Genomic DNA, 15,944 nt, shown 5'->3' on the forward strand with positions numbered 1-15,944 from the left:
ACGGTCTCGGACTCGGACACGTTCTCACTGGTCATCGATGCATCTTCCACGATCGGGAGTTACACCGAACGATTTACAGTCCCCAGCCCAACGGTTGGGCGGCGCCTCCGCGCTATCGAGATCAGGAGAACTGCTGACGGTGGCCGAGGACCGCCTTGTTCGCCGGGCACTTGAGGCGAAAAGATCAGAAGCCAGTGATCACACCGTCAAGGGGGAAGAGCTCGGTCGCTTACTCATCCAACGAGTGGTTCCCGGGCGTACTCGCATAGCTCGACCATCGGCTGCTCGGCCCCGGGTTTGGCGAATCGCTGGGGATTGGCGTTGCGGCGCGTATTCTGCGGGGGTGATTGGATTCGAGCGTCTGGCTGTCTTCCTGACCGTGGTGACCGTGCTGATCGCCGTGCCGGGGCCGAGTGTTCTTTTCGTGGTGAGCCGGGGGGTGTCGCTGGGGCGGCGGGCCGCTGTGTCGACGGCAGTGGGGAACGAGGCGGGGCTGCTTGTTCAAGTGGTGCTGGTGGCGTTCGGGCTGGGAGAGGTGCTTGCCCGCTCCTATCTGATGTTTTCAGTTCTCAAGTTCGCCGGTGCTCTCTATCTCGTCTATCTCGGTGTCCAGGCCTGGCGACACCGCAAGCTGCTGATGGTGGCGGAGAAGCAGGGCGGGGCGGCTGCGGGGTGGCCGGAGCGGGTGTTCCGGGAAGGATTCATCGTCGGAGTGAGCAATCCCAAGGGGCTGCTCATCTTTGGTGCGGTGTTGCCGCAGTTCGTCGACACCTCGGCGGGGAACGCGCACGTGCAGTTGTTGTTGCTGGGGCTGATCTGCGTACTGATCGCGCTGATTTCCGACGCCACCTGGGGCATCCTCGCCGGCACCGCCCGCAACTGGCTTGCCCGATCCCCTCGTCGGCTGTCGTGGATCGGCGGGGCGTCGGGGCTCGTGATGGTCGGCTTGGGGATCCAGCTGGCGTTCAGTGGGCGTGACTGAGTGATGACGATCGGGGTGTGTCAGGTGGCCAGGATTCCGCCGGTCAGGTAGTCGATGGCATCTCGTCGATGATCCACAGCTGACGGGGCTGCCGGCAGCGGCCAACCAGGTTCGTCCAAGACTCCGGCAGCCAGGCCGGGCAAGCGCCGTTCCCCTCGGGTCCGAACTCTGTTGACTGGCAGGGCCGTTGGAGGGGAGCGGGCGACGTTTTCAACCTGACTACTGGGCCCGGGCGATGCCCATCTCGTACGCGACCGCGACCGCGCTGGCCCGGTTACGCAGACCGAGCTTGATCAGCAGGCTCTGTACGTGCGTCTTGACCGTACTCTCGCTGACCACCAGTTCACCGGCGATCTCGGCGTTCTTCATGCCGCGAGCAAGGAGCGTGAGGACCTGCCGTTCGCGGAGTGTGAGCGGGTCGAGCGCGGTATGGCGGACGGACTGTCTGCGGGGTGTTGTGCGGTCCGGCTCGCCCTGGTCGGGCACCCCGATCCGGTAGCCGCCGGAGACGAGTCTGATGGCGGACACCAAGAACTCCGGCTCCTCCCAGGCAAGCACCACACCCCCGGCCCCCAGCTTGTCCGCTTCCGTGTGGAGGGGGTTGTTGACGTCGTTGGTCAGCAGCAGCATGCGTGAGACACCGACACCGGAGTAGCGGACGGCCCGGTGCATCAGCTGCACGACGTCGATGGAGCGGCAAGCGGTGTTGATGACGAGCACGTCCAGGGACGCGTCGAGTGTGGCTTCGAGCGGCCGTCGGGCTATCCCGGGCGTTGCCCACGAGGACGAGGTCGGGGTAGCCACGCAGTACGTGTGCCAGCCCGGCCTGCACCAGGCTGGAGTCGTCGATGAGGAAGATGCGGATCGGTTCCGGCGTCCCACCGCCGGTCACGTCGCCCGATGCTGGATTCTGGTCGGATCGAGCCTCTGACACAAGTCCCCCTGCGCCGCGAGTGCGGCAAATGGTCAGAATCGAACAGCTCCTCATCTTCTCCCATGGCCCCGAGTCCGGAGCGCTCGATTTTTCGCCATGTTTACTTGCCAAGTGCATGAGACGGGAGCTGGTCCCTTCGGCCTAGTCCGTTCGGCGCACGGGCCCGCCGCGGTCCGGCCGAACTGCCGAAGAATCCGCCCGCCGAGTCCGCCTAGGGTCACGAGCTATGACACAGAGTGTGGTGATCCTGGGTGGCGGCACGGCTGGGTGGATGACGGCCTCCTACCTGCGGGCGGCATTCGCGGACAGCGTCGACGTCACCGTGGTGGAGTCCCGGCGGATCGGCACCATCGGGGTGGGGGAGGCCACCTTCAGCACGGTCCGCCATTTCTTCGACTATCTGGGCCTCAGCGAGGCCGACTGGATGCCCGAGTGCAACGGCACCTACAAACTGGCGGTGCGCCTGGAGAACTGGCGGGCACCGGGCACGTACTTCTACCACCCGTTCGAACGGATGCGGGTCGTCGACGGGGTGCCGCTCACCGACTGGTGGCAGAAGGTCGGTGAGGCGGGCCACTTCGACCGCGACTGCTTCCTCATCCCCTGGCTCTGCGACGCCAAGGCGTCTCCCCGGTACCTCGACCACCGGCTGTTCGAGCAGGACTTTGACGAAACCCCCGACCGTCCGCTCTACCGGACCACGCTCGCCGAGCAGAACACCCAGTTCCCCTACGCCTACCACTTCGACGCCTCCCTCCTCGCCGACTTCCTCTGCCGCTACGCCGTTCGGCGCGGCGTCCACCGGATCATCGACGACGTCGTCGACGTACGCCTCGACGAGCAGGGCTGGATCGAGGGCCTCGTCACCCGCGAGCACGGTGAACTGACCGCCGACCTCTACGTCGACTGCTCCGGCTTCCGCAGTCGGCTGCTCGGCGATGCCCTGGACGAGCCGTTCGTCTCTTTCAAGGATGCCCTCCCCAACGACCGCGCGGTCGCCCTGCGAGTCCCCGTCGACACCGCAGTCCAGGGCATCCGGCCCTGCACCACGGCCACCGCCCAGGACGCCGGATGGATCTGGACAATCCCGCTGTACGACCGGGTCGGCACCGGATACGTCTATGCGGGCGACTACTGCGAACCCGAGGAGGCCGAGCGTGTCCTGCGGGACTTCGTCGGGCCCGCCGCGGCCGATCTGGAGGCCAACCACATCCGGATGCGGATCGGCCGCTCACATCGGGCCTGGGTCAACAACTGTGTGGGCATCGGACTCGCTGCCGGGTTCGTCGAACCCTTGCAGTCGACCGGGATCTTCCTCATCCAGCATGCCATCGAACAACTCGTCAGGTACTTCCCCGGCACGAACCGCGACCCGGTGCTGCGCGACACCTACAACCTCAGCACAGCCCGCGCCATCGAGGGCGTCCGCGAGTTCTTGATCCTGCACTACCGGGGCGCTGCCCGCGCCGACAACGACTACTGGCGTGACGCGAAGAAGGGCGCGGTTCCCCACGACATGGCCGTACGCCTCGAACAGTGGCAGAGCAAACTCCCCGACAACGACACCACCTACCCCTATTACCACGCCTTCGAGCCCTACAGCTACGTTTGCATGGCCCTCGGCCTCGGCGGCATCCCGCTGCGCTACCCGCCCGCGCTGGACCTGGTCGACACCCGCGCCGCGCGGGCCGAGCTGACCCGGGTCAGGGAACAGGCGCGGAAGCTGGTCGACACCCTGCCTAGCCAGGTGGAGTACCTCGCGAGGCTGCGCTGATGACGCTCGCCCTCCACACCCTGGCGGCGCTGGCCGTGGTGCTCGTGCTGGCCCAGCCGACCCGCCGCGCGGCGATCCTGGTAGGCCAGCCGCCGGTCATTGGAGAGATCGCCCTCGGCCTGGTCGTCGTTCCGCTGCTGACCACGGCGGCCGGATCCGACGTCTTCGACACCCTGCTGCCGACCGACGTTACCAACCATCTGCACACCCTCGGCCTGGCCGGTCTCGCGCTGTACCTGACGGGCGTCGGGCACAGCGCACGGCCGCGCCGCGACGAGGTGTCCCTCCGCTCGTACGGCTGGCTATTGGGGGGCTCCCTGCTGCCGGGGCTGCTGTCCGGGGTGCTGCTGACGGTCTGGGTGGACTGGCGCGACGCGCCGGGGGAGCGAGGTACGGCGCCCACCGCGGCGCTGCTCCTGCTGCTTGCCGCCGCGTTCGCTGTCACCGCCGTACCGGTGCTGGCCCGGATCCTCACCGACCGAGGGCTCGTCGACTCGACCCCGGGCCGGCTCTCCCTCCTCGTCGCCGTCGGCATCGACGCCCTGACCTGGCTCATCCTGACTGCCGCGCTGGCCATCGCTGCGGGCGGCGGGGGGCAGCTCGTCCGGGCGGTCGTGGCGATCGCGGGCGGGGCGGTGACGGCCGTGCTGCTGCGGCGCCTGCTCGGCCGGGCGGTCGTGGGCAGGTTGTGCGCCCGCCGGCCGGTCGTCGCCGCGATCGTGCTGGGCGCGCTCGCGGTCGGCGCCGCCCTGGCCACCGAGCGGGCGGGGCTCACCGCGATCTTCGGCGCGGTCCTGGTCGGGCTCGCCGTCCCCCGGGACGGCGAACACGGGCCGCGTACCAGAGCCGTTGGGACCGTGGAACGGTACGGGCTGCTGCTCGTCCCGGTGTTCTTCGTGACAACCGGCCTCCAGATATCCACCGACGGGCCGGACGGCTTCTCCTGGCTGACCCTCGCCTTGGTCCTGCTGCTCGCCACGGCGGCCAAACTGGGCGGCGGTTACGCGGGCGCGCGCGCCGCACGGCTGCCGACCGGGACGGCGCTCCGCTTCGGGGTGCTGATGAACACCCGCGGCCTGACGGAGATCGCCGTCCTCCAGGCAGGCCTGTCGGCCGGCATCCTCTCCTCCGGACTCTTCCTCTCGCTGGTACTGATGGCGCTGGTGACCACGGCCGCCACCGGCCCGCTGCTGTCGTACGCGGACCACCGCCACCCCGACACAGGCAGTCCGCCCCGCCCCACGTCGGAGGAACTGTCCCATGACAACGCCTGACACGGTCGCCCCTCGGGGAGCGACCGAGGGTGAAGGCGACTTCAGGACGCTGATGTCCCTGTTTCCGACCGGCGTGGCGGTGATCGGCGCCCTGGACAGCGTCGGCCGTCCCTGGGGGATGACCTGCTCGTCCCTGTGCAGCGTCTCCCTTAGCCCGCCCACGCTCCTGGTGTGCGTGCGCAGCGGCAGCCCCACCCTGGACGCACTGGAACGCGCCGGGACGTTCAGCGTCAACCTGCTGCACCACTCTGCCCGGGATGTCGCGGAGCTCTTCGCCTCTGGCGACCCGGACCGCTTCCACCGGACCTCCTGGCATCTGCCCGACGCGACGGCCGCCGGCCCGCACCTGCGCGACGCCGCGCACGCCGTGGGTGACTGTCGGGTCGACGGCGTGCGGCGGGTCGGCGACCACACCGTCGTCTTCGGCCGGGTCGTCCGGGTCAGCGTCGGCACCGGGACCCAACGCGCCCCGCTGCTGTACGGGTTGCGCCGGTACGCGGCATGGCCGTCGGGCGGTAGCGTGGCGGACCCCGGCCTGTCCCGGCCGGAGCCACTCGACGAGGAGTGACATGTCGCAGTCCGAGGAGTCCACCGGTGTCCAGTCGCCCGAGGAGGTGCTCCGCACCTCGGGGGTGCCGTTCACGGTCCTCGACCACGTCCCGATCGTGGGACAGACGGACGCCGAGACCAAACTCGGCCTCGCCACCGAGCAGTTACTGAAGACCATGGTCTTCCGAACGGACGACGGCGCCTTCGTCCTCGCCGCCCTGCCCGTCACCGGACGCGTCCACTACGGCCGCCTGGCTCGTGCGGCGGGAATCTCCCGCTCCAAGATCCGCCAGGCCGAACCCGACGAGTTGAGCCTCCTGGGCATGGAACCGGGCGGCGCGAGCCCCGTATGCGCCGGCCCGACGTCGTGACCGTCTTCGACGAGTCGGTGACCCGCATGGGCACCGTCTACTGCGGCAGCGGACGCGCGGATCGGACGGTGCGGATCGAGGCGGCACAGCTGATCGAACTGGTGGAGCCGAAGATCGAGGACCTGTCCTCGTGAACCGTTGAAGGCGGTGCGGACCGGCTTCCGGCCCGCACCGCCTTCCGCACATCCGCCTCAGCCGTCGAACCGCCCCGGCGCGAACGGCTCCGCCCCCGCCGGACAGCGACCCGACACCAGATGCTCCGTCAGCAGCCGGGCCGTGCCAGGCGCCAGGGGCATTCCATCGATGCCGAAGCCGGTGAGCAGCCACAGCCCCGGTGCGCCGGGCGCCGGGCCGACGACGGGCAGGCCGTCAGGGGACATCGGACGCACCCCCGACCACGCCGCCAGCACCGGCGTCTTGGCCAGCACCGGGGCGTGCCGGGCGGCTGCCGCCGCGATCAGCGGCACCGCCTCCTCGCCGTCCCGTACGTCGTCGGGCTGGAGTGCCGGGCCGCTGCTTGAGCCGAGCACCACCTCCCCGCCGGGCAGCGGCTGGAGGGAGAAGACCACCTGGGTGGCCGTGGTCGCGGGGGCGGCGACGTCGGTCAGCAGAGGCGGGCCGCTCCGCTTCAGGCCGACCGGGCCGTGCCAGGTGGACTGCATGAGCGTGTGACGGAACACGGTGTCAGTGACCGGCACGGTGCGCACCAGCCAGCCGCGCGCGCCGAAGACCGGTACATCACTGCCGGCCTGCTGGGCCAGGCTCCGCGCCCATGACCCTGCCGCGAGAACCACCGCCCCCGCCGCTAGCGGCCCGGCGTCCGTGACCACACCGGTGACCCGGTCGCCGTCCGTCGTCAGACCCCGGACCGAGGTATGCGTGCGGATCTCGGCGCCTGCATGGACGGCGCGTCCGGCGAGGACCAAGGCGGCCAGCACCGGGTGCAGGGCGTGCGCCCCCTCGACCACCACCGCGCCCGCGAGGTCGGGCGCGAGGCCGGGCTCCAAGTCCCGCAGTTCGCCGGGGCCGATCTCTTGCGTTGGGAAGCCCACGTCGGACAGTGCCCGGCCGTGGCTGCGGGCCCGGACCAAGCCATCCTCGTCGCTCGCGACCAGCAGATAGCCGTGTGGACGGAACCGGAAGGACACCTCGCTCTCCCGCGCGGCCTCCTCGTAGAAGGCGATGGCCTCGGCGAACAGGCCGCCGCAGGCCGGCATCGGGCTCGGCAGCAGGCCGCCCTGGTTGCGGCCGGTCGCACCGCTGGCCAGGGCGCCGCGCTCCAGGAGCAGCACGCTCAACCCCTCCCCGGCCAGCCGTTCGGCGGCGGCACAACCCGCGATGCCGCCGCCGACCACGATCACATCATGCGCCATGGGAACCGCTTCCTTCCAACGGGCGGGTGGCAGTGTGGGAGTCGGGGGTGGAGCGCCGTACGGAGTCGCGGACGATGCTGGCCAGGAGCCCGGGGACGGTGTGCTCGATCTCCTCGACCAGCTCCATGCCCAGCGCGTCCGGCTTCTCGGCCTGGCTGGAGGCGTACGCCGGGTACAGGCAGTTGGCCGCCAGGTCGTCGCACACTGCTCGTACCCTGCGCAGGAGTTGGGCGGCGACCTCGACGGGCGAGCAGGGCGCGCGGAGGGTGAGGAAGTAGGTGTCGAACAGGACCGCCCGGACGTCACGCGGCAATGGACGGCCCTGGCCCGCCGCCGACTGGAGTAGCGAGGGCGCGTCGGGCACCAGTTTGAGGGCGATGCCCTCGTGCACGGCCTCGTTGAGCGCACACTCCTCCAGCAGGGCGTCGGCCCGGCCCTCCCAGGCGGCGGGCAGCCGGCCCCGCAACAGGGCCCGTACGGGGCCGTAGTCGCGGGCCCAGGCGCCACTGAACGCGGGGTGGTGCAGAGCCATGCTCGGGCGGATGACCCGGTGGTAGACGTCCCGGGTGCACGACGCCGTGTACAGCAGCATCGCCGAGTAGCCGCGGACCAGACGGGCCGCCGAGTCCACCTCGTCCGACGGTGACGTGGCGGCGGCCCCTGCGGCCCGCCGTCCCAGCTCCTGCCACAGCATGAAGGTGAGCTGGTGGCCGGTGATCCACCGGAACCAGAACAACTGCTCGGCGGAGTCCGCCGCCCTCGGACCGGCCGAGGGCCCCGCCCCCGGGGACGGATCCGGGCCGAGTAACTCCGCGTACCGCCGGGTCAGTTGACCGTCACCGCTGCTGTGTACTGGGTCGGTCGGCAGTACCAGGGGTTCGAGCCCGTAGGTGCGACCGCCGAACTCGGTGACGTCGGCCTCCAACAGACCGGCGGTCGAGGTGCTGTCCAGCGCGCTCACCGTCCCTCGGCCTCCGCCGGTATATGGGTGAACTCGTACTCCAGCCCGTTGACGTCGTAGACGTAGAAGCTGCTCACCCCGTCGGAGTCCACGACGATCTCGGTGGGGGGCTCCGGGCGGGCGAACACATAGCGACCGGAGGCATACAGCCGTTGCCAGCGGTCCCGCCACCGCCGCAGTTCCTCCGCCGTCGCGGCGGTCATGCACACGTGCTGGAACTGGAGCGTGTCCGGATGTGGGCGGGTGTAGGCGGCGGAGCGGGTGAACACATGGAAGCGGGTGCCGACAGCGACCACCTCGGTCAGCCGGGTGATGCCGGGCAGCCGGTCGCGGGTCAGGTCGGAGAAGGTGTCGAGGGACCAGGCGGCGGTGCCGCCGAAGAACGCGGTGTACCACGCGACACAGTTGTCGAGGTCGGCCGTCTCGACCGCCAGGTGGTGCAGTCCGGCCCGCAGGGCGGTGCCGGGCGATGGGGTTTCGTCCACAGAGAGGGACACGGGTTCGGAGATCCTTTCCGGTGGTTCATCGGGCGATCGCGTACGCCTGCCCGCCGCGCGGCGACGCTGCTGCGCGCAGCAGCCCGTCGCCCGGTTCGACACCCACGGCGCACACCTTGCCCAGCGACCAGTCCGGGACGGACACCAGGGCATGCCCGCGGCGAGCGAGGTCGGCTGCGGCCTCGTTGGCGCGGCGGCTCTCGATTCGAACGGCGAGTGGCCGGTGGGTGCGGGGCGTGAACGAGGACGGAACGTGCTCGGAGTGGAAGGCGAGGGTCTCGACGGCCTGTTGGAGGTCGAGACCGAAGTCGGTGTGGGCCAGGAAGAAGCCCAGCGTCCACTGGTCCTGCTGGTCCCCGCCCGGCGTGCCGAACGCCAGCCGGGCCCGGCCCTCCCGTACGACGAGGGTGGGGCTCAGCGTCGTACGGGGCCGTTTGCCTGGTGCCAGCGAGTTGGGGTGTCCCTCCTCCAGCCAGGCCATCTGGCCCCGCGTGCCCAGCGGGAAGCCGAGTCCCGGGATCACCGGGGAACTCTTCAGCCAGCCGCCGCTGGGCGTCGCGGCCACCATGTTGCCGTGCCGGTCGGTGACCGTTAGACAGCAGGTGTCGCCGCAGGCCTCGGTCGCCGCTACCACCGGGGGAACGACGGTGGGCAGCCCTTCGTACAACTGCCCCTGCCAGTAGGGTCCTTCGGGTGGCTCTGCCCGGTCCAGGGGCGGGATTCGGGGCGGCCTGCCGTCCGGAGCGCCGGGCCGGAGACGATCGGAGGCGTGGTCGCCGACCAGGCGCCGGCGGTCGTCGGCGTAGGCGTCTGACAGCAGCGTGGACAGGGGTACGTCGGTGAAGTTTGGGTCGCCGTACCAGGCTTCGCGGTCCGCGTAGGCGAGCTTGGCGCACTCGATGACGGTGTGCAGGTGGTCGGCGCTGTCCAGGCCCATGGCCGCGAGGTCAAAGCCCTCCAGCAGGGCGAGTTGCTGGAGGAAGACCGGGCCCTGCGACCAGGGGCCCGGCTTGTGCACCTCCAGACCCCGGTAGGCACGGCTGACGGTGTCCTCCGTGCGCGGCTCCCAGCGGGCTAGGTCGTCGCCGGTGAGGAAGCCTCGGTGGCGGCGGCCGGTGGCGTCCAGGACGTCGGTGCGCAGGTGTGCGTCGACGGCCTCGGCGACGAAACCGCCGTAGAACGCCTGGTGGGCGGCGCGTATCTGCTGTTGGCGGCAGGGTCCTGCGGCTTCGGCCTCCTTGAGGACGCGCCGGTAGGTCTCGGCCAGCGCCGGGTTGCGCAGCCGGGAGCCGGGGTGTGGCGGGGCGCCGTCGACCAGGTAGGTGCGGCCGGACTCCAGCCACTGGTCGCGGAACAGCTCGGCCAGGACGCTGATGGCCTCGGCGGCCTTCGGCAGGACCGGGTAGCCGTCCGCCGCGTAGCCGACGGCGTACCGGAGGACCTGTGCAAGGTGCAGGGTGCCGTGTTCCTCCAGCAGCTTCAACCAGGCTCCGAACGCACCGGGGACGGTGGCCGGGAGCAGTCCCGAGCCGGGGATCCGGGGCAGGCCCAGGGCCTGGAACGCCTCCGGTGTCGCCGCCCGGGGCATTGGGCCCTGCCCGCAGATCACCTGGGCGCGTCCCGAGGCCGGGTCGAAGAAGAGGATTGGGACGTCACCGGCGGGCCCGTTCAGGTGGGGTTCGACCACCTGGAGGACGAAGCCGGTCGCGGCGGCGGCGTCGAAGGCGTTGCCGCCCGCCTCCAGGGTCGCCATACCTGCCGCCGAGGCCAGCCAGTGCGTCGAGGAGACCGCGCCGAAGGTGCCCCGCAGCTCGGGACGCGTCGTCACGACCGCGCCTCAGGCCGAGGCAGTGGGCGTCGGCAGTTCGCTCAGGCTCGCCGCGATCTGCTCATCCGTGACCGTCGGGTTCTCCAGCGTCCCGGCGAGGAAGGAGTCGAAGGCGGCCAAGTCGAAGTTGCCGTGCCCGGAGATGTTGAAGAGCACGACCCGTTCCTCCCCGGCCTCCCGCGCGGCCAGCGCCTCGACGAGCGCCGCCTTCAGGCCGTGCGACGACTCGGGGGCGATGACGAAGCCCTCGCTGTGCGCGAAGCGGACCGCCGCATCGAAGACGTCTGTCTGCGCGAAGGCCCGCGCCTCCACCAGACCGTGCTCCTTCAGCAGGCACAGGCTGGGCGCGTCGCCGTGGTAGCGCAGGCCGCCTGCGTGGATCGAGCCGGGGATGAACTCGTGGCCGAGGGTGTGCATGTACAGCGGCGGGGTCAGACCGGCGGTGTCCGGGTAGTCGTAGGCCAACTTGCCCCGGGTGAGGGTGGGGCAAGCCTCCGGTTCGGCGGCCACGAACCGGGTCCGGGGGCGGTCGCCGCTGAGCCGGTCCTGGAGGAACGGGTAGGCGAGACCGGCGTAGTTGGAGCCGCCGCCGACGCAGCCGATCACGACGTCGGGATACTCGCCCATGATCTCCATCTGCTTCTTGGCCTCCAGACCGATCACAGTCTGGTGCAGCAGCACGTTGTTCATGATGGAGCCCAGCGCGAACTTGGTGTCGTCCCGGCTCAGCGCGTCCGCCACGGCCTCGCTGATGGCGATGCCGATGCTGCCGGGCGAGTCCGGGTCCTTGGCCAGGATCTGGCGCCCTGCCTCGGTGCGCTGCGTGGGCGAGGCGAAGACCTGGGCGCCCCAGCTCTGCATCAGCGACTTGCGGTACGGCTTCTGCTCGAACGACGCCCGGACCATGTAGACGTTGACCTCAAGCCCGAACAACGCGCCGGCGAACGACAGCGCCGATCCCCACTGCCCCGCCCCGGTCTCCGTCGTCAGCCTCCGCACGCCCTCCTCGGCGGCGTAGTACGCCTGGACGACCGCGGTGTTCGGCTTGTGGGAGCCCGAGGGGGACACGCCCTCGAACTTGAAGTAGATGTGCGCCGGGGTGTCGAGCGCGCGCTCCAGCCGTTCGGCGCGGACCAGCGGGGAAGGCCGCCAGATCTTGTAGACGTCGCGCACCCGCTCCGGGATCTCCACCCAGCGGTCCTGGGTGAACTCGTGCTCGATGACCTTGTGCGGGAGCAGGTCGACCAGATCGCCTGGTTGCAGCGGAGCCATCGTCACCGGGTTGAGCGGACCGGGCAGAGGTGCGGGCAGATCGGGGAGGATGTTGTACCAGCGGTCGGGCAGATCGGTCTCGGAAAGCAGGACTCGCTTCAACACCGGTGGTTCCCTTCGAGAGCCGGGCCATTCCTGCTACGGGATCTTAGGAGCGGGGAATGTCGGGCAGCCTCGCCCTTTCTGCTTGTTCAACGGAAACGCGCTCCGCAGATAGGACTAGTCCGAAAGAGGCACGACTCTCACGGGGCGGACATGCAGACTGGCGCGGGAAGACCGCTGGGCGCGAGGTGGAGGTAAAGCATGGCCGCAGCTGACGAGGAGGCCGTACGTGAACTGGAGAACCGCCGATTCCGCGCAATCGTGGAAGGTGACCTCGCCGATTTCAGGGATCTTGCTCATCCCGATCTCGCCTACACGCATTCGAGCGGAACCCTGGACACGCTCGATTCGTTCGTCGAGAAATGCGAAAGCGCGTTTTTCGTCTACCACCACATCGATCACATCACGGATAGCGTGACCGTGGTCGGTGACACCGCCGTGGTGATCGGCGATATGTGCGTGGACATGACGGCAGGGGGAATGCGAAGGGAATTGGCCAACCGCTCGCTGGGGGTGTGGGTCCGGGTCGAGGGGGAGTGGAAAGTGCTGGCCCATCAGGCCACGGCGAAACGGTAGGGGCGAGGCGGTGCAGGAGGCGGTGGGGGGCCGCGCCCCGGGACGGGGTCGCGGCATCACGTTCGGGTATGGGGGCCGGGTGTGACTACTGACGCCGGTCGATCAGTCCCACCAGGCCCTCCGCGAACGACCACCAGCGGGTCCCCTGCCCTCCCCATGCCCACACTGGGCTGCGGCACCGGGAGGGCAGGGGTGTTCACGCCTGTGGTTCTTCAGCAAAGTGAGGCTCCGGCAGCGTCTACCGACGAGCCGTCGACTTGGCGGATCACCCACTGATGTTCGTCGCTGCGCCGCCCAGCGGGTACGCCTTGCCCGCTGGCCCCTCCGTGTGATCGGACGGCGCCCGCGGATCAGCCATCGCTCCGACGGAAATCCTTCGCCGCGACGTACCCCGCACTGGTATCCGCACACCACAGAACGTTACCGAGAGCCAGGCTGCAAGCCCTCCTCTAGCGGATCGAGCCCGTATCCCTCAGCCAAGCGGACAACTCCTTCACCCCACGTTGAACATGTCCGCACCCGCATAAGCCAGGCCTGCATGGCCGAGGAGGGCGGGCCGCATTCGGAGCGTTCGGTCTTGCGGCCCTTGCTGCCCGCGGCCAGGGTGCGCGGGTCGACGGCTTCGGCCGGGGCGCCGGTGGCGTACAGGCTGCGCGGGTCGGTGTCGCGGGCGTGCAAATGCTGCGCCGCAACGAACACGACGACCACCAGGAACAGGAGCAGCAGCAATCCATCATTGGGCACCGGTCCCGGTGCAGTGCGACCGGTAGGGGTGATGCGCAGCAGGGCAGTGACGTCCATGTGGGCAGCGCGCCTGCGCAGCGGCCCACACGTCGGCCACCGCCTGAATGAACCGGCTACCGGCGCAGCTCGTTCCGGCACTGGATCGACGCGGACAAGGACGGGTGCAGCACCCGTCCTGTTCGGCTGCGGCAAGAACGGCAAGTCCGTCCTGCCTGCGGTGCAGACCCGCACGGGTGGGAGCGGCGCTGGCGCGAGGCGGCGGAAGCCGAGCCCGCCCAGGCTACTGGTGGACCAGGACGATGCGGTCGCGCCGAACCAGGGCCTGGCGCGGTTCGAGTCGGTGGACTGCCACCGCTTCTTCGGCCGGGACCAACTCGTCGCCGACCTGTTGGCGCTGGTATGCCGCCACAGGTTCACCGCCGTATTCGGCCCCTCGGGCAGCGGCAAGTCCTCGTTGCTGCGCGCCAGCTTGCCCGGGCCCCGGGCGGCGGTGGGTGACGAACACGGGCCCCGCGTATGGCGCTTGAGCAAGCGTGGTGTGGGCGCTCACGGAATGTTCCCGGGGTCGGCTCATGTAATGGGCCCCGACCCCGGTCTATTGAGCGGGTCTACTTCGTGGCGGTGGCCGCCGACTTCGGTCGCTGGTTCGGCCTGTAGGAGGGACCGTTCATGAACACCTGGTGACTTGTGTTGATCAGCCGGTCCAGGAGCGACTCGGCGACGACGGGGTTGGGGAAGAGCGGATACCAGTCCTGGGTGCGCGGTTGGCGGTGATCGCCACTGAGCGGCCTTCGGCGACGCGTTGAGAGAGCAGTTCGTGGAGGTCGTCGGCCTGGGTCGGGTGAACTCGCGCATATCGCGAAGTCGTCGAGGATGAGCAGGTCGGTCAGGATGCCTGGGCGAAGATCCGCGCCCACCAGGGCGGCGGCGCATGAATCTGACGGCCGTCCTGGACCACACCGCTTTGGCCGCGCTGTACCGGGCGGATCCGTTCTTCACCGGCTTGCACATCGAAGCCTCCCGCGGCACGGGGCGCGTCCTGATCCCGTCGCTGTCCGTCGTTGCTGCGGAGCGTCGGGGCGCCGGCGCGGGGCGGCATGCCGCGTCGCTGCGGTTCGCGGAGGGCGTGCCGTTCAGCACCGGGCACGCCGTGGACGCGATGGACTGGCCGGGTGTGGACTGGCCGGCGGCTCATGCGGCGGCGATTGCCTGGCAGGCGGTCAAGGCGGGGGAGCCCCTGACGGTTCTCTCGCTCGAGCCCGAGCTGTACGCCGGAACGGGCATCACCCCGCTCAAACCCACCTGACCGGCGTCGCCTCCGATCCGCAGCGGTACCGACGGCCCCTGACGTGCCGCCGTCCTCGACGGAGTCTGTCGGCCGCCCCCGTGCCGTTGTCATGGCGGCGACAGGTGGGCGCTGCCCAGCGCCTCTCCCTCCTCAGTCCGGAGGACGCCGCTGCTCCCGCTGGCGCGGCGCCGACACGCAGCGCTTACCCGTGGTGCTTGCCTGTGTGGACCTTCCCCGCGTCTGCGGGATGACTGTTGCGGTGCTGGCGCCCCCGCTCGGGCTCCATCCGGCGGCCGGGCGGGAGCGGTGTCCGGTGGCGGCGGTAGACGTCCACTCGTTGGTTCCTGCCCCGCTCTCCTGAGTAGCCCCGCGTCACTCGGCCTGCTGCTTCAGGTCCGACCGTGCCTCCACGAGGTCCTCGGTGGGCACCGAAGCCCAGTGCTCGTCCCCCTGGATCCGCTCGGCCAGTTGCCGCTGCTGCTCCAGCAGCCCGTTCACCCGGTCCTGGGCACCTTCGGGCCAGTGCTCGGTCCCGGTGGGCAGGGAGGCGTACAGCTCGGAGAGTTCCCGCTCGGCCGCGAAGAAGTGGCGCTGGAGCTCGAGCAGGCTTTCGGGGAAGGCGAACGGCTTCGTCTTGGGCGGCACGGCTCGATCGTACGTTCCCATCCGGTCGGCGGGCCTTCCGGCCGGGCGGCACGCCGAAGCACCACCTGCTCGGCGCACCGCCGGTCGAAGAACGGCGCCGCGATCCGGAAGGCGCCTGGTCACCGGTGGGCGGTGGGTCCCATGCGGCGGCCGCCGCTGCGGGAGCGTTTGACCGCGAGGTGGGAGCGGGTGGTGGGCACGGTGCGGTAGTCCTGGCCGTCGATGGGGGAGACGTTGCCGGCGGCCACCCGGACGGTGATCGGGTAGGGCTCGGCGGTGCGGATCCCGCTGCGGTCGATCACGACGTTCCACAAGGTGATCTCGACGTCGTACCACCAGCTGCCGTCGGCCTCTTGGAGCCGGTGGGACACGGTGGCGCGCAGGCTCTGGCCGTCCGGCAGCCGCAGGACCGCCTGCGGCCCAGGGCCGTTCTGCCGCTCCGGGGGCGCCTCACTCACCGTTCGATTATTGTTCGAATCCGGAGTGGCCTGCAAGGACGTCCCGGTCCGGGATGCGAGCACGGCTGATCGGGGGTGCGATGGGGTCATGCCGCAGACCATCGCGAAGCCGGCCGTCTCCTGAGGCCCGGTGGCCGTCCCGGTCGCCGTCCATGCCGCGACCAACGCGGACCCGGTGCCCCTGCGCCAGGTGCACGCCGCCGACGGCGCGCGCGGGTGCGGCTGCGCTGCTGCTGCGAAGCCGAAGGCATGGAAGTGCCTTCTCCGACGCAGTCCTTCCTGCCCGAGCGCCGGCGCCAGGGGCACTTGCCGCCTC

General features: G+C 70.1%; 18 protein-coding genes. 9 read left to right on the forward strand and 9 right to left on the reverse strand.

The window, feature by feature from the left end:
- Positions 1-343 precede the first annotated feature (343 nt).
- A complete protein-coding gene (locus IEY86_RS34445; protein ID WP_229699021.1) occupies positions 344-982 on the forward strand; it encodes a LysE family translocator in 639 nt (212 codons plus the stop codon).
- Positions 983-1,201: 219 nt separating this feature from the next.
- On the opposite strand, the gene IEY86_RS34450 is transcribed toward IEY86_RS34445, so the two are convergent.
- The gene (locus IEY86_RS34450; RefSeq protein ID WP_229699022.1) at positions 1,202-1,786 is read right to left on the reverse strand and encodes a response regulator transcription factor; all 585 of its coding nucleotides are present in this window, start codon (positions 1,784-1,786) and stop codon (positions 1,202-1,204) included.
- A 356-nt stretch (positions 1,787-2,142) separates the two neighbouring features.
- Between IEY86_RS34450 and IEY86_RS34455 the strand changes: the two genes are divergently transcribed.
- The 5 genes from IEY86_RS34455 to IEY86_RS37260 are packed head-to-tail and all read left to right on the forward strand — an operon-like array spanning position 2,143 to position 6,018.
- Positions 2,143-3,690, forward strand: coding sequence for a tryptophan halogenase family protein (locus tag IEY86_RS34455; protein ID WP_189135844.1), 1,548 nt, complete (start codon positions 2,143-2,145; stop codon positions 3,688-3,690).
- Positions 3,690-4,964 carry a cation:proton antiporter gene (locus tag IEY86_RS34460; RefSeq protein WP_229699023.1) on the forward strand — a complete coding sequence of 425 codons (1,275 nt, stop codon included), beginning with the start codon at positions 3,690-3,692 and terminating at the stop codon, positions 4,962-4,964. Before IEY86_RS34455 ends, IEY86_RS34460 begins: the two co-directional genes overlap by 1 nt.
- The gene (locus tag IEY86_RS34465; RefSeq protein WP_189135845.1) at positions 4,951-5,532 is read left to right on the forward strand and encodes a flavin reductase family protein; all 582 of its coding nucleotides are present in this window, start codon (positions 4,951-4,953) and stop codon (positions 5,530-5,532) included. Before IEY86_RS34460 ends, IEY86_RS34465 begins: the two co-directional genes overlap by 14 nt.
- Before the next feature lies 1 nt (position 5,533).
- Positions 5,534-5,884, forward strand: coding sequence for an aminoacyl-tRNA deacylase (locus tag IEY86_RS34470; protein ID WP_229699024.1), 351 nt, complete (start codon positions 5,534-5,536; stop codon positions 5,882-5,884).
- Positions 5,863-6,018: a YbaK/EbsC family protein gene (locus IEY86_RS37260; RefSeq protein ID WP_229699025.1), complete on the forward strand. Its 156-nt coding sequence runs from the start codon at positions 5,863-5,865 to the stop codon at positions 6,016-6,018. Before IEY86_RS34470 ends, IEY86_RS37260 begins: the two co-directional genes overlap by 22 nt.
- Before the next feature lie 57 nt (positions 6,019-6,075).
- Here IEY86_RS37260 and IEY86_RS34475 read toward each other — a convergent pair whose 3' ends face one another.
- The 5 genes from IEY86_RS34475 to IEY86_RS34495 are packed head-to-tail and all read right to left on the reverse strand — an operon-like array spanning position 6,076 to position 11,920.
- Positions 6,076-7,257 (reverse strand): NAD(P)/FAD-dependent oxidoreductase, encoded by a 1,182-nt coding sequence (locus IEY86_RS34475; protein ID WP_189135846.1) that lies wholly within the window; start codon positions 7,255-7,257, stop codon positions 6,076-6,078.
- Complete coding sequence (locus tag IEY86_RS34480; protein WP_189135847.1) at positions 7,247-8,218, reverse strand: 3-methyl-L-tyrosine peroxygenase-related protein; 972 nt, start codon at positions 8,216-8,218, stop codon at positions 7,247-7,249. The genes IEY86_RS34475 and IEY86_RS34480 overlap by 11 nt, the downstream gene beginning before the upstream one ends.
- Entirely contained in the window at positions 8,215-8,715 is a 501-nt protein-coding gene (locus IEY86_RS34485; protein WP_229699026.1) for a VOC family protein, read from the reverse strand. The genes IEY86_RS34480 and IEY86_RS34485 overlap by 4 nt, the downstream gene beginning before the upstream one ends.
- A 25-nt stretch (positions 8,716-8,740) precedes the next feature.
- Positions 8,741-10,543 carry a gamma-glutamyltransferase family protein gene (locus IEY86_RS34490; RefSeq protein WP_189135848.1) on the reverse strand — a complete coding sequence of 601 codons (1,803 nt, stop codon included), beginning with the start codon at positions 10,541-10,543 and terminating at the stop codon, positions 8,741-8,743.
- A 9-nt stretch (positions 10,544-10,552) separates the two neighbouring features.
- Positions 10,553-11,920 (reverse strand): TrpB-like pyridoxal phosphate-dependent enzyme, encoded by a 1,368-nt coding sequence (locus IEY86_RS34495; protein ID WP_189135849.1) that lies wholly within the window; start codon positions 11,918-11,920, stop codon positions 10,553-10,555.
- A gap of 198 nt (positions 11,921-12,118) precedes the next feature.
- On the opposite strand from IEY86_RS34495, the gene IEY86_RS34500 reads away from it, so the two are divergent.
- Positions 12,119-12,493, forward strand: a complete 375-nt coding sequence (locus IEY86_RS34500; protein WP_189135850.1) for a nuclear transport factor 2 family protein — start codon at positions 12,119-12,121, stop codon at positions 12,491-12,493.
- A gap of 420 nt (positions 12,494-12,913) precedes the next feature.
- Here IEY86_RS34500 and IEY86_RS37265 read toward each other — a convergent pair whose 3' ends face one another.
- The gene (locus IEY86_RS37265) at positions 12,914-13,294 is read right to left on the reverse strand and encodes a DUF6009 family protein (protein WP_229699027.1); all 381 of its coding nucleotides are present in this window, start codon (positions 13,292-13,294) and stop codon (positions 12,914-12,916) included.
- Here IEY86_RS37265 and IEY86_RS38405 point away from each other — a divergent pair.
- Together IEY86_RS38405 and IEY86_RS34510 are read left to right on the forward strand one after the other, a co-directional pair.
- Complete coding sequence (locus tag IEY86_RS38405; protein ID WP_373287142.1) at positions 13,293-13,910, forward strand: ATP-binding protein; 618 nt, start codon at positions 13,293-13,295, stop codon at positions 13,908-13,910. The genes IEY86_RS37265 and IEY86_RS38405 overlap by 2 nt on opposite strands.
- 258 nt (positions 13,911-14,168) lie before the next feature.
- The gene (locus IEY86_RS34510) at positions 14,169-14,543 is read left to right on the forward strand and encodes a PIN domain-containing protein (protein WP_189135851.1); all 375 of its coding nucleotides are present in this window, start codon (positions 14,169-14,171) and stop codon (positions 14,541-14,543) included.
- A 354-nt stretch (positions 14,544-14,897) separates the two neighbouring features.
- Here IEY86_RS34510 and IEY86_RS34515 read toward each other — a convergent pair whose 3' ends face one another.
- Positions 14,898-15,170 (reverse strand): DUF8825 domain-containing protein, encoded by a 273-nt coding sequence (locus tag IEY86_RS34515; protein ID WP_189135852.1) that lies wholly within the window; start codon positions 15,168-15,170, stop codon positions 14,898-14,900.
- 119 nt (positions 15,171-15,289) lie between these two features.
- A complete protein-coding gene (locus tag IEY86_RS34520; RefSeq protein WP_189135853.1) occupies positions 15,290-15,628 on the reverse strand; it encodes a hypothetical protein in 339 nt (112 codons plus the stop codon).
- Positions 15,629-15,944 lie beyond the last annotated feature (316 nt).

Source organism: Wenjunlia tyrosinilytica, from assembly GCF_014646055.1.
GTDB lineage: Bacteria > Actinomycetota > Actinomycetes > Streptomycetales > Streptomycetaceae > Wenjunlia > Wenjunlia tyrosinilytica.